We start from the raw sequence: 12,385 nt of genomic DNA, 5'->3' as shown, positions 1-12,385 counted from the left end.
GTACTGCCGCACAAGCGGGCATGCGCTTGCGCGCCCTGGGTGTGGCGCTGGGGCTGGGCCTGGCCACGGGTCTGACCATGGCAGCTCCGGCGCAAGCTGCAGCTAATGCCCCGGCCGCGCAGGGCAGCACGGTGGTGGATATCGTCGGCCGCACCGTGCAGATCCCCGCCAAGGTGGACCATATTCTGCTGGGCGAGGGCCGTTTTCTGTACGCGCTGGCGCTGATGGAGGGCGCTGAGCCCTTGAAGCGCATTGTGGGCTGGCAAGGCGAGCTGGCCTTTGCCGATCCCAATGGCTGGGCGGCCTACCAGCAGCGCTTTCCGCAGATCACCCAGATTCCGCTGATTGGCCGCAGCTCGGAGGACAGCGTCAGCTACGAGAAATCGGTGTCGACCCAGCCCGATATCGCCATCTTCGGCCTGGGCGGTCATGGCCCGGGCCGCCAAAGCAGCCTGGTGCAGGCACTGGAGAAGTCGGGCGTGCCCGTGGTGTTCATCGACTTTCGCGCCCAGCCGGTGCGCAATACCGCCAAGAGCATCCGCATCCTCGGCCAGGCAGTGCACCGCGAGGCGCAGGCCAATGCCTATGCCGATTTCTACGAGGCGCATTTGCTGCGGGTGCAGTCCCGGGTCAAGGACATCCCTGCGCAGCAGCGCCCGCTGGTGTTTGCCGAGCTGCTGGCCGGTGTCTGGGATGGCTGCTGCCACACGGCGGGCAAGGGCAACGTCGGGGAGTTCATTGACGCCGCTGGCGGCATCAACATCGCGGCAGGCAAGATCCCCGGCGCGATCGGCGACCTGAACCAGGAAGCACTGATCGCCCAGGACCCGGCCATCTACATCGCCACCGGCAGCCGGCCCCAAGGCAGCCGCCCCATGGTGCGGGCGGGCGAAGGAGTGAGCGCCGCGCAGCTGGGCAGCAGCCTGCGCGAGCTGGCCCAGCGCCCCGGTTTTGAGATGCTGAGCGCCGTGCGCTCGGGCCGCGCCCATGGCCTGTGGCACAACTTCTACGATGCGCCCACCAATATTTTGGCGATCGAGGCCATGGCCAAGTGGTTCTACCCCGAGCGCTTTGCCGATGTGGACCCGCAGGCGACGATGACCGAGATCAACCGGCGCTTCTTGCAGGCGCTGCCGATGCAAGGCGCGTACTGGGGCGATATCGCCCCCTTGAAGGCCAAGCCATGAGCGTGTCCCTGCCGCCGCTGGCAGCCACTTCGGCTGCGCTGGGCGTAGATGCAGGGCAGGCTGGCCAGCACGCCAAGGCCTACCGTCGCTTGACGGGCTGGCGCCTGCTGGTGCTGGCGCTGCTGGCTGGTGCCATTGTCGCGGCCCTGCTGTTTGACTTCACCACCGGCCCATCGGGCCTGGCGCTGCGGCAGCTGCTGCAGACCCTGTACACGCCCGATGCCGCGCCGCCGGCGCTGCGGGTGATTGTCTGGGATATCCGCCTGCCCTATGCCTTGATGGCGGTGGCCGTCGGCCTGGCGCTGGGCCTGGCGGGTGCCGAGATGCAGACCGTGCTGGCCAACCCGCTGGCCAGCCCTTTTACCTTGGGGCTGTCGTCGGCCGCCGCCTTTGGCGCAGCGCTGGCGATTGTGCTGGACTGGAACCTGCCGGGCGTGCCTGCATCCTGGGCGGTGCCGGCCAATGCCTTTGTGTTTGCGATGGCCTCGGCCTTGCTGCTCGATCTGGTGGCCCGCTGGGGTGGCATGAGCGCCACCGGCGTGGTGCTGTTTGGCATTGCGCTGGTGTTCAGCTTCAATGCGCTGGTGTCCTTGCTGCAGTTTGTGGCCACGGCCGAGGCCTTGCAGGGTCTGGTGTTCTGGACCATGGGCAGCCTCTCGCGGGCGACCTGGCCCAAGCTGGGTGCGCTGGCATTGGCCTTGGCGGTGGTGCTGCCGCTGTCCATGCGCAATGCCTGGCGGCTGACGGCGCTGCGCCTGGGGGAGGACCGCGCGGCCAGCTTTGGTGTGGATGTGCGGCGCCTGCGCCTGGGTGCGCTGCTGCGCATCAGCGTGCTGGCGGCCCTGTCGGTGGCCTTTGTCGGCAGCATCGGCTTTATTGGCCTGGTCGCACCGCATATTGCGCGCCGGCTGGTGGGCGATGACCACCGCTTTTACCTGCCGGCCTCGGCCTTGACTGGCGCGCTGGTGCTGTCCTTGGCCTCGGTGGCATCCAAGGCGCTGGTGCCGGGCGTCATCGTGCCGGTGGGCATTGTCACCTCGCTGGTGGGCATTCCCTTCTTTCTGGCCATTGTGCTGCGCACCCGGGGGCGGGCATGAGCGGCGGCGGTTTGCAGATCAGCGGACTGCATGTGGCCTATGGCCGGCGCGTCGTCATTCCTTCGTTGTCGGTGGCCGATCTGCAGCCAGGCACCGTCACCGTGGTGCTGGGCCCCAATGGCAGCGGCAAATCGACCTTTTTGCGGGCGCTGGCGGGGCTGACCCGTGCCAGCGGTCAGGTGCGCTTGCAAGGGCAGCCGCTGGACAAGGCCAGCCTGGCCGAGCGCGCCCGGCGCGTGGTCTACCAGCCCCAGGCCTTGCCGGCGGCGGTGCACCTGCGCGTGATCGAATCGCTGATGGCCGCGCGCAAGGCCTCGCCCCACAGCCTGCATGCGGGCGCCGAGCCAGCCCAGGATGCGGTCGTGCAATGCGCTGCTGTGCTGCAGCAACTGGGCATTGACCACCTGGCGATGCGCCACCTCGATGAGCTATCGGGCGGCCAGGCGCAGCTGGCCGGCCTGGCGCAGGCGCTGGTCCGCCAGCCCCAGGTGCTGATGCTCGATGAGCCGCTGTCGGCGCTGGACCTGAACCACCAGTTCCATGTGATGGCGCTGGTGGGCGAACAGACCCGGCGCAGCGGCATGGTCACCCTGGTGGTGCTGCATGACCTGGGCCTGGCGCTGCGCCATGCCGACCGCGTGCTGGTGCTGCAGAACGGCGAGCTGCAGGCCGATGGCCTGCCCAGCGATGCGATCAACCCCGAGCTGCTGGCCCGTGTCTATGGCGTGCAGGCCCGTGTCGAGCCCTGCTCGCGCGGCATTCCGCAGGTGATGGTGGACGGCCTGCTGGCCTGAAGGGCTGCGCATGCACCGCCTCAGCGCCGATTCCCTCTTTCTCAACGACCCAAGCGACCAACCATGAAGATCTCTCTGCACCACCTCGCCCTTTGCGCCGCCACCCTGGGCGCCAGCAGCGCCGCCTTCGCGCAGCCCGCCGCATCCGCATCGGCGCCAGTCTGTGAAGCCCATGTACAAGGCCAGCCCGGCAAAAAGTTTGACCTGACCGAGCTGCGCGTGAGCAAGCGCTGCGTGCAGTTCACCGTGCACCTGCTGCACACCGGCAAAAAGCCTTGGCAGGAAGCGGGCCACAACTGGGTGCTGACGCGCAGCAAGGACACCGAGGCGGTGATCCGCGAAGGCCAACGCTCCGGCCCTGAGCGCGCCTGGCTCAGCCGGGGCGATGCCCGCGTGCTGGCTGCCACCCAGATGCTGTCTGGCGGTGAGCATGCCTCGGTGAGTTTCCCGGTCGAGCGCCTGAGCCAGGGCGAGGACTACACCTATTTCTGCTCCTTCCCCACCCATGCGGAGCCTATGCGCGGCAAGCTGGTGGTTGTTGACTAAGCCCAGCAACCAGTAACCGGCCCAGCCTTAGCTGGGCATGCGGTAGGCCAGCACCTTGAGCGCCCGGTCGGGCGAGACATCGGCAAAGATCGCCGGGTTGGCCACCTGCTCGATGAACTCCAGCGCCGGCGCCAGTTCGGCCATCTGGTCTTGCAAGAAGGCCAGCGGCAGCTCGGGGGCGTTCAGGCAGAGCAGCGCAAAGCCGCCCGGTGCCAGCAGGTCGGGCAGGCGCTTGATCAGGCGCGCGTAGTCCTTGGTAGCCACAAAGCTGCCCTTTTGGTAGCTGGGCGGGTCCATGATCACCAGCTGGTAAGGCCCGGTGCGGGTGATCTTGCCCCAGCTGCTGAAAATGTCATGGCCCCAGAACTGGCCGCCGGCCAGCTGGTTGAGGCGGTGGTTCTGCTGGCCGCTGGCCAGCGCAGCCTTGCTCATGTCGATATTGACCACCTGGCCGGCGCCCGCCTGCAGTGCTGCGACCGAGAACGCGCAGGTATAGGCAAACAGGTTGAGCACCTTGCAGCGCTCGGGTTCCGGCTGGCGCGCTATGAACTGGCGCACCCAGCGCCTACCCTCGGCCATGTCCAGAAACAGGCCATGGTTCTGCCCGCGCAGCACATGCACCTGGTAGCGGGCATCGTCCTCCTGCACGGTATGGGGCTCGGGCAGGCTGCCCTGGACCAGGCGGGTCTCGGCCGCGCCCAGCGCCCGGCATTGGTAGACCCAGGTGAGCGGCTCACCTGGGTAGAGCTGCTGCCAGCGCTGCTGCAGCGCCTCGCCCACGCTGTGCAGCGCCTCGTCGGCCAGCGGCGCAAAGCTGGTCAGCACCACGGCCGGCGGGTACAGGTCCAGCGACAGGTGTTCGCAGCCCGGAAACAGGCCGCCTCGGCCATGGAACAGGCGTTGCGCCTGCTGGCTTGCGGGCATGGTGGCGATGGCCTCAAGTAATGCTTGCATGGATTCAAATGTCGGGAAGAGAAACGGGGGTGCAGTGCTGGACCAGAAATGTGGGCTGCGGGATACTTCTTACAAATATTCCCCGGCCCGCCCTCCAATTGTGCGGCTGCTCGGTTAGATTTCTTGGGTTATGAGTTTCGACAGATCACTGGTGGATCACCGCCAGGATTGAGGAGGAGGTTTTCATGTTCAGTAGCGCCAATGACATCAAGCCCCTGGTGACCGCCATCAACAACTGCCAGGACGAGGAAAGCATGATCAACCCGCTGACGGCAGCGCAGTGGGAGATCCTGGCCCCATATCTGACGCAGACCCAGCTGGCGGCATCCCAGGTGTTGTTTCAGCAAGGCACGCAGGAGCGCACCTTGTTCTTCGTCGAAAGCGGCAGCTTGAGCGTGCATTTCGAGGACGAAAAACAGCGCATTCGCCTGGCCATCGTCGGCGCGGGCTCCATTGTCGGGGAAGGCGCGTTCTTCTCGCACCAGCCGCGCAATGCCACCGTGCAGGCGGTGGCCGGTTGCCGCCTCTGGGGGCTGTCCAGCATCCGCTTTACCGAGCTGTGCAACCGCCAGCCCACCGTGGCCGTCGCGCTGGCGATGGCCGCCGGATCGGTGCTGGCCAAGCGCCTGGGCAACCGCAAACGCCGCGTTGCCGCAACATAAAAGCTTGGCATGTGTCAAATGGCACGCGCTTTTCTGACAAGTGTATGCAATACTCCATCCCTACAATTACAAATGCCTGTTGCATGGTGAAACGGGTGACCGTTTTGCATTCTGATCAGGGTAGGGAGTGGCATGTCTATATTTGCCAAATGGTTCAGTCGACCAGAAAAAAAACCGGCCGTGGCTGCCTTTGGGCCGCAAACAATGTTCGCCGAGCCGTTGGGCCACAGCCAGCACGATATGCTGGCCGCCCAGAGCCCGTTGGTGGGCGCCAAGTCCATGGCTGCGGCGTCCCCGCACGACAGCGCCGCGCCGCGGCCCGGTGAGCGTTCGGCCCGGCGGGAAATGGTGTATTCGGCGGTGCGCGAGTCCATGGTGCGCTCGGGCATTCTGTCGGCAGCTTACAAATTCAAGGTGCTGGCGCTGGACAAGCGCGCGACGCAGTTCATTGTGATGGTGGACCTGGCGCAGCAGCACTGCGCCTCGCCGGACAAGCTCACCCAGATCGAAGCCTTGATCGCCTATTCGGCCAAGACCCGTTTCGAGATCGTCATCACCTCGGTGTACTGGCGCCTCAACGCCCAGCTCGGTGCCGTCAGCAGCAAGGCACCCCGTGTCGCCAGCGCTGGCGCCGCGCCGTCCCAGGCGCCGATGGCACCGGTGCCGCTGGGCATGGACCCGGTCGATGAGGCAGAGATTGCCGCCTTCAAGAAGGCCTTGCTCGACGCCGCGATGAACCCGGTGCCGGCGCTGGAGGGGGCACCGGCCAGCCAGCGCGCCGCGACCAGCACCGCGCCACGGCCGGCGCCGATTGTCCCGCCCGCACGCCGTGCCACTGACCCGACCCAGATCGCACGGGAAGCGGCCCGCCGGGGCGGCGCGCCTGCGCCCACCGCCGACACCAGTTTTGGCGGCCTGAGCAATACCCAGTACGGCGATCTGCATTGAGCGTCCACGCCGCTGCAGCGGAGGCTCAGTGGCCCGCGAAATCCACCAAGGTGAACAGCGGCAGGCCTGCGTCGGTCAGCCGCTTGGAGCCGCCCAGCTCGGGCAGGTCGACAATGGCAGCGCCCTCCATCACCTGGGCGCCGAGTTTCTCCAGCAGGTTCTTGCCGGCCATCATCGTGCCGCCGGTGGCAATCAGGTCATCGACCAGCAGCACCTTGTCGCCGGGCTTGACCGCATCGGCATGCAGCTCCACCGTGGCGCTGCCGTACTCCAGCTCATAGGTCTCCTCCACCGTGGTGAAGGGCAGCTTGCCTTTTTTGCGGATCGGCACAAAGCCCACCTTGAGCTGGTAGGCAATGACGGCGCCGAGGATGAAGCCCCGCGCGTCGAGTCCTGCCACCACATCGGGGCGCATGTCGCGCGACATGTAGCGGTGCACAAAGGCGTCGATCAGCACATGGAAGACCTGCGGGTTCTGCAGCAGCGGGGTGATGTCCCGGAACTGCACGCCCGGCGCTGGCCAGTCGGGGACAGTGCGAATGTGGTGACGCAAAAAGGCGTTGACGTCGGGAGCGTGCATGGTGGGGCCGGAGAAGGGGAGAGGACCCGCCATGGTAGTGCATGTGGGGTTGCTGCAGTCCAGCGGCGGTGCTTTGTTAAGCATGTTTGGCAATGACCTGCGTCCGCCGGGGCGCGGGCGCTCCGATAAAATCGGCCTCCATGAGCACCCTACAGCCCAAGCGCCCCCTCGAAGCGGCGCAGATTCTGCGCCTGGCGGCGTCCACCTTCGCGATCGAGGCCGAGGCCATTGCCGCGCTGACACAGCGCCTGGACGACAACTTTGTCCAGGTCGTGCAGCGCATGCTGGAGATTCCCGGACGTGTGGTGGTCACCGGCATGGGCAAGAGCGGGCATGTCGGACGCAAGATTGCCGCGACCTTGGCATCGACCGGTACGCCCGCATTCTTTGTGCACCCGGGCGAGGCCAGCCATGGCGACCTGGGCATGGTGACCGGCCAGGACCTGGTGCTGGCCATCTCCAACAGCGGTGAGAGTGGCGAGATTTCGGTGCTGCTGCCGGTGCTCAAGCGCCTGGGCGTGCCCATCGTGGCGATGACGGGCAACCTGCAGTCCTCGATGGCCCGCCATGCCGACTGGGTGCTCAACACCCAGGTGGACAAGGAAGCCTGCCCGCTGAACCTGGCCCCCACGGCCAGCACCACGGCGCAAATGGCGATGGGCGATGCGCTGGCCGTCGCGCTGCTGGATGCGCGCGGCTTCAAGGCCGAGGACTTTGCCCGCTCCCACCCCGGTGGCGCGCTGGGCCGCCGCCTGCTCACCCATGTGGCTGACGTGATGCGCAGCGGCGATGAACTGCCTACCGTGTTGCCCAGCGCCAGCTTCAGCGATCTGATGCGAGAGATGAGCGCCAAGGGCATGGGCGCGGCTGCCATCGTCGATGCGAACGGGCTGCTGCAGGGCGTCTTCACCGATGGCGACCTGCGCCGCCGTATTGAGGCCGGTGCCGATTTGCGTGGCCTGACTGCGGCCGAGGTGATGCATGCGGCGCCGCGCCAGATATCGGCTGACGCGCTGGCGGCCGATGCCGCCGCGATGATGGAGGCCCACCGCATCACCAGCGTGCTGGTCACCGATGCGGCCCGGCGCCTGGTGGGCATCGTGCATGTGGGCGATCTGATGCGGGCCAAGGTGATCTGATGGCCAGCACCCTGACCTTGCCCCCCATCACCCCCGCCCAGCAGTGGCCCGCCGGGTTGCTGCTGCGTGCCCAGGGCATCAAGATCGTGTTTTTCGATGTGGATGGCGTGCTCACCGATGGCGGCCTGTACATCAGCGAGCAGGGTGAAACGCTCAAGCGCTTCCACACGCTCGACGGCCATGGCCTCAAGATGCTGCGCGAAGCCGGCATCGTGCCGGCGGTCATCACCGGGCGTGACTCGGCCCCGCTGCGCCACCGCCTGGCGGCATTGGGCATCGCGCATGTGCGCTATGGGACCGAGGACAAGCTGCCCGCCGCCCAGGCCATGCTGGAGGCGCTGGGCCTGGACTGGCACCAGGCCGCTGCCATTGGCGATGACTGGCCGGATCTGCCGGTATTGCGCCGCTGCCAGCTGGCCTGCGCCCCCGCCAATGCCCACCCCGAAGTGCTGGGCGTGGCACACTGGGTGACCACCCGCCACGGCGGCGCAGGCGCCGCGCGCGAGCTGTGCGATGCCGTGCTGGCCGCCAGCGGTGCCTATGTCAACCTGCTCGATCGGTACGGACAATGAAATCTCGTGTGCGACGCCTCATGGACCTGTCGTCCATCTACCTGCCGGTGATCCTGATGGGTCTGCTGGCGCTGGGCACCTGGTGGCTGGTGCGCAATGCCCCCAAGCCGCAGAGCGTGCGTGAGGCGGTGGTGCCCGGCCACGAGGTGGATTACTACATGAGCGATTTTTCGGTGCGCAACTTTGACGGCACCGGCGTGCTGACCAGCGAGATCCTGGGCAACAAGATGCGCCACTTCATCGACACCGACACGCTGGAGATCGATACGGCCACGATGCGCTCGTTGCGGCAGGATGGATCCACGACGGTGGCGACGGCCGACCGCGCGCTGTCCAATGCCGATGGCTCGGAAGTGCAGCTGTTCGGCAATGCCAAGGTGGTGCGCAGCAGCAACAAGCCGGGTGTGCCGCAGATGGAGTTCCGGGGCGAATTCCTGCACGCCTTTGTCAATGAAGAGCGTGTGAGCTCGAACAAGCCAGTCGAGATCATCCGGGGCAAGGACCGCTTCACGGCCGATTCCATGGTCTTCAACAACCTCACCCAGGTGGCCGAGCTCAAGGGCCGGGTCAAGGGTGTACTGCAGCCCGCACGCTGAGCGCCCATGGCCACCCCCCTGAGCGACGCACCGTTGGTGCTGATCACCGGCGCCTCCAGCGGCATCGGCCAGGCGCTGGCCTGGCGCTACTACCAGGCCGGCTACCGGCTGGCGCTGGTGGCCCGCCGCAGCACAGTGATGCAGGCATGGGCGCAGGCACAAGGCATGGACAGCAGCCGCTATGCCATCTATGGCGCCGACGTGGCCAATCAGGACCAGATCATTGCTGCCTGCGCACAATGCCTGCAGCAGCAGGGCCTGCCCGATGTGGTGGTGGCCAATGCCGGGGTGAGTTACGGCATCGACACGGCAGAGCGCGAGGACCTGGACGTCATGGCCCAGACCTATGCCACCAACGTGATCGGCATGGCCGCGACCTTCCACGCCTTTGTGCGGCCCATGCAGGCGCGCGGCAGTGGCAAATTGGTGGGTATTGCCAGTGTGGCCGGCATACGCGGCCTGCCCGGCCACGGCGCCTACTGCGCCAGCAAGGCGGCGGTCATCAGCTACTGCGAGAGCCTGCGGGTGGAGCTGCAGCGCAGCGGTGTGCAGGTGGTCACGATCAGCCCGGGCTTTGTGGCCACGCCGCTCACCAGCCATAACCGCTACGGCATGCCGTTCCTGATGCAACCCGAGGCCTTCGCCGACAAGGCCTTCGCGGTGATTGCCAAGGCGCGCAGCTATGCCGTCATCCCCTGGCAGATGGGCTGGGTGGCCAAGCTGTTGCGCTGCCTGCCCAATGCGCTGTATGACCGCGCGCTGGCCAACCGCCCGCGCAAGCACCGCCACCGCGAACGGGTGCAAGAGCTGCCGCCAGGCCGGGATTGACGCAGGTCTGCGCCGGCCATGAAAAAAGCCCCTGTCGGGGCTTTGTCGTTGCTGGAGGCGCACCGCCAGGGTGTGCCTGCAGACATCAATAATCGTCGTTGTTGTCGTAGCCTTGGTTGCCGCCGCGGTTGCGCGAACCATTGCCGTAGGGGCTGCGGAAGCCGCCATCGCGGTCGCCGCCGCGATCACCGCCACCAAAGCCACGGTCATTGCCGCCACGGCCGCCGCCGCCATCGCGACCGCCACGGTCGCCATAACCACCGCCACCGCCGCCGTAGCCGCCACGGTCACCGCCGCCGCCGTATCCACCACCACCGCCGCCGCCGTAGCCACCGCCACCACCGCCGCCGTAGCCACCACCGCCGCCACCGCCGCCACCGAAGCCGCCGCGGTTACCGCCGCCACCGAAGCCACCACCGCGTGGGCCGCCAAAGCCACCACCGCCGCTGCGGGGAGGACGGGGCTCCATCGGACGCGCTTCGTTCACGACCAGATTGCGGCCGCCCAGAGGCTGACCGTTCAGACCGTTGACCGCTGCTTGGGCTTCGTCATCGCTGCCCATTTCTACAAAACCGAAACCCTTGGAGCGACCCGTGTCGCGTTCCATCATCACCTTGGCGCTGGTTACGCTGCCAAACTGACCAAAGGCCTGTTCCAGATCGTTGTCGCGAACCTGGTATGGCAAATTACCGACGTAAAGCTTGTTGCCCATTTGAGGGACTCCTGATAACTCTTAAATAATGCGATAGCGCCCTGTAGAACACCGGTCATTCATCGCAGTAGCCCGATGGAGGAATACTCCATCCTTTATTTTCTGGCATAAAAACCGACAATGGCATAGTTCCGCCCCTCAGTTGTGGCGCGGAAGCTGCAACCAGATGCAAAAAAGGCCTCAAAGAGGCCTTTTTTTCGGGAAAACCCGTCATCTAACCGTCAAAACCCTTAAGAGGTTTTGGAGGTGAGGTGTTTAGTAGCTGCCGCCACCGTAGCCACCACGGCCACCGCCGCCGAAGCCACCGCGATCGCCGCCGCCGAAGCCGCCACGGTCACCGCCGCCGAAGCCACCGCGGTCACCGCCGCCGAAGCCGCCACGGTTGCCACCACCGAAACCACCGCTGCGTGGAGGACGGGCTTCCATGGGACGGGCTTCGTTCACAACCAGGTTACGGCCGCCGTAGCCTTGGCCGTTCACGCCTTCGATAGCAGCTTGTGCTTCAGCGTCCGAACCCATTTCCACAAAGCCGAAGCCCTTGGAGCGGCCGGTGTCACGTTCCATCATGACCTTGGCGCTGGAGACGGTACCGAACTGGCTGAAAGTGCTTTCCAGATCGCTGTCACGGAAAGAGTAGGGCAGGTTGCCCACGTAAAGTTTGTTGCCCATTTGAGGACTCCGAAAAAAGTAAAAAAAGCGATGGAGCCTGATGCAATCAACAAACCTGTGACAACTTCCAAGACGGATCACCGCGCGCTCTAGTGTACCCGGGGGCACATTGAGCTTCACCATTATGGGTGAATCGCCTTACGCTGTGTTGACAGTTCCCGCAAGCGGGGCTTGGTATTTTCCCTGGCGGCAGTGGGTGTTGCGGCGCAGCATCGCTTTTGGGCGTATGATGCGCCGGTCTTTGGGGAGTAGCCTGCCGGGCGTGCAATGCGCCGCGGAGTGTGCGTCAACAAACTTGGGCCTTCGCGGCCTATGGCGTACACGGCACCTTGTGATGAGGATGCTGGGCGAGACCATTGACCACGTTGCGATCCAATGCCGGAGTCGCGATGCGGTCAATGCTGTCTTGCTATATCCGGCTGCAATAACGATCCCCACTCATGGAAGCCTTTCTCCTCTCAACCGCTGTCGTTGCCCTTGCCGAAATGGGCGACAAGACACAGCTGCTCTCGCTCGTCCTCGCTGCCAAATACCGCAAACCCTGGCCCATTGTGCTGGGCATCTTTGTCTCGACGCTGGTCAACCATGCACTGGCCGGTGCCGTCGGTGCCTGGATCACCACGATGCTCGGCCCCGATGTGCTGCGCTGGATTCTGGGCGTGTCCTTCATCCTGATGGCCGGCTGGATGCTGATTCCCGACAAGATCGACGAGGACGAAGCCGGCAAGAGCAGCGGCCGCTGGGGCGTGTTCGGCACCACGGTGCTGCTGTTCTTCCTGGCCGAGATGGGCGACAAGACCCAACTGGCCACCGTGGGGCTGGCCGCCAAGTATCCGGCTTCCTATTACTGGGTGGTCGCCGGCACCACGATCGGCATGATGCTGGCCAATGCGCCGGTGGTCTGGTTTGGCGACAAGATCACCAAGAAGCTGCCGATCCGCTGGATCCACCGCGTCTGCGCAGTGATCTTCCTGGTGCTGGGCGTGGCTGCGCTGTTCACCACGATGGACTGACAGCGCTGGCAGCGCTAGCAACACCGGCAACGCACTAACTAAATAAAAGGGCTGGGGATCTTGCGATCTCCAGCCCTTTTTGGATGGG

The 12,385-nt window shown here is 65.7% G+C and carries 15 protein-coding genes and 1 riboswitch; of the genes, 11 read left to right on the top strand and 4 right to left on the bottom strand.

Features of this window, described 5'->3' with window-relative positions; all coding sequences use genetic code 11:
* The first annotated feature begins 20 nt into the window (after positions 1-20).
* From AB7A72_RS13255 to azu, 4 genes are all read left to right on the top strand, one after another.
* A complete protein-coding gene (locus AB7A72_RS13255) occupies positions 21-1,187 on the top strand; it encodes an ABC transporter substrate-binding protein (RefSeq protein ID WP_407064984.1) in 1,167 nt (388 codons plus the stop codon).
* On the top strand, positions 1,184-2,284 hold the full coding sequence (locus AB7A72_RS13250; protein ID WP_369460242.1) for a FecCD family ABC transporter permease: 1,101 nt from the start codon (positions 1,184-1,186) through the stop codon (positions 2,282-2,284). Before AB7A72_RS13255 ends, AB7A72_RS13250 begins: the two co-directional genes overlap by 4 nt.
* A complete protein-coding gene (locus AB7A72_RS13245) occupies positions 2,281-3,078 on the top strand; it encodes an ABC transporter ATP-binding protein (RefSeq protein WP_369460241.1) in 798 nt (265 codons plus the stop codon). Before AB7A72_RS13250 ends, AB7A72_RS13245 begins: the two co-directional genes overlap by 4 nt.
* A gap of 63 nt (positions 3,079-3,141) precedes the next feature.
* A complete protein-coding gene (azu, locus tag AB7A72_RS13240; RefSeq protein ID WP_369460240.1) occupies positions 3,142-3,624 on the top strand; it encodes an azurin in 483 nt (160 codons plus the stop codon).
* Between the two features lie 27 nt (positions 3,625-3,651).
* Here azu and AB7A72_RS13235 read toward each other — a convergent pair whose 3' ends face one another.
* Positions 3,652-4,578 carry a class I SAM-dependent methyltransferase gene (locus tag AB7A72_RS13235; protein ID WP_369460239.1) on the bottom strand — a complete coding sequence of 309 codons (927 nt, stop codon included), beginning with the start codon at positions 4,576-4,578 and terminating at the stop codon, positions 3,652-3,654.
* A 185-nt stretch (positions 4,579-4,763) separates the two neighbouring features.
* On the opposite strand from AB7A72_RS13235, the gene AB7A72_RS13230 reads away from it, so the two are divergent.
* The gene (locus AB7A72_RS13230) at positions 4,764-5,240 is read left to right on the top strand and encodes a Crp/Fnr family transcriptional regulator (protein WP_021024746.1); all 477 of its coding nucleotides are present in this window, start codon (positions 4,764-4,766) and stop codon (positions 5,238-5,240) included.
* Positions 5,241-5,444: 204 nt separating this feature from the next.
* A complete protein-coding gene (locus AB7A72_RS13225; RefSeq protein ID WP_239809917.1) occupies positions 5,445-6,188 on the top strand; it encodes a hypothetical protein in 744 nt (247 codons plus the stop codon).
* A 25-nt stretch (positions 6,189-6,213) separates the two neighbouring features.
* On the opposite strand, the gene AB7A72_RS13220 is transcribed toward AB7A72_RS13225, so the two are convergent.
* Positions 6,214-6,768, bottom strand: coding sequence for an adenine phosphoribosyltransferase (locus AB7A72_RS13220; protein ID WP_133856207.1), 555 nt, complete (start codon positions 6,766-6,768; stop codon positions 6,214-6,216).
* 140 nt (positions 6,769-6,908) lie between these two features.
* On the opposite strand from AB7A72_RS13220, the gene AB7A72_RS13215 reads away from it, so the two are divergent.
* The 4 genes from AB7A72_RS13215 to AB7A72_RS13200 are packed head-to-tail and all read left to right on the top strand — an operon-like array spanning position 6,909 to position 9,903.
* Positions 6,909-7,907 (top strand): KpsF/GutQ family sugar-phosphate isomerase, encoded by a 999-nt coding sequence (locus tag AB7A72_RS13215; RefSeq protein ID WP_312835113.1) that lies wholly within the window; start codon positions 6,909-6,911, stop codon positions 7,905-7,907.
* Positions 7,907-8,479, top strand: a complete 573-nt coding sequence (locus tag AB7A72_RS13210; protein WP_239809915.1) for a KdsC family phosphatase — start codon at positions 7,907-7,909, stop codon at positions 8,477-8,479. Before AB7A72_RS13215 ends, AB7A72_RS13210 begins: the two co-directional genes overlap by 1 nt.
* A complete protein-coding gene (gene lptC / locus AB7A72_RS13205) occupies positions 8,476-9,075 on the top strand; it encodes an LPS export ABC transporter periplasmic protein LptC (protein ID WP_312835114.1) in 600 nt (199 codons plus the stop codon). The genes AB7A72_RS13210 and lptC overlap by 4 nt, the downstream gene beginning before the upstream one ends.
* A gap of 6 nt (positions 9,076-9,081) precedes the next feature.
* The gene (locus AB7A72_RS13200) at positions 9,082-9,903 is read left to right on the top strand and encodes an SDR family oxidoreductase (RefSeq protein WP_369460238.1); all 822 of its coding nucleotides are present in this window, start codon (positions 9,082-9,084) and stop codon (positions 9,901-9,903) included.
* Positions 9,904-9,988: 85 nt separating this feature from the next.
* Here AB7A72_RS13200 and AB7A72_RS13195 read toward each other — a convergent pair whose 3' ends face one another.
* Together AB7A72_RS13195 and AB7A72_RS13190 are read right to left on the bottom strand one after the other, a co-directional pair.
* The gene (locus AB7A72_RS13195) at positions 9,989-10,615 is read right to left on the bottom strand and encodes an RNA recognition motif domain-containing protein (RefSeq protein WP_369460237.1); all 627 of its coding nucleotides are present in this window, start codon (positions 10,613-10,615) and stop codon (positions 9,989-9,991) included.
* A gap of 255 nt (positions 10,616-10,870) precedes the next feature.
* Positions 10,871-11,284: an RNA recognition motif domain-containing protein gene (locus AB7A72_RS13190; protein WP_256460942.1), complete on the bottom strand. Its 414-nt coding sequence runs from the start codon at positions 11,282-11,284 to the stop codon at positions 10,871-10,873.
* A gap of 231 nt (positions 11,285-11,515) precedes the next feature.
* Positions 11,516-11,629: riboswitch (yybP-ykoY riboswitch) on the top strand.
* A 95-nt stretch (positions 11,630-11,724) separates the two neighbouring features.
* Between AB7A72_RS13190 and AB7A72_RS13185 the strand changes: the two genes are divergently transcribed.
* Complete coding sequence (locus AB7A72_RS13185) at positions 11,725-12,297, top strand: TMEM165/GDT1 family protein (RefSeq protein WP_021025439.1); 573 nt, start codon at positions 11,725-11,727, stop codon at positions 12,295-12,297.
* Positions 12,298-12,385: the final 88 nt, after the last annotated feature.

Origin of the sequence: Comamonas sediminis (assembly GCF_041107495.1) — a bacterium.
GTDB lineage: Bacteria > Pseudomonadota > Gammaproteobacteria > Burkholderiales > Burkholderiaceae_C > Comamonas > Comamonas sediminis.
This window is presented reverse-complemented; position numbering and strand designations above follow the sequence as displayed.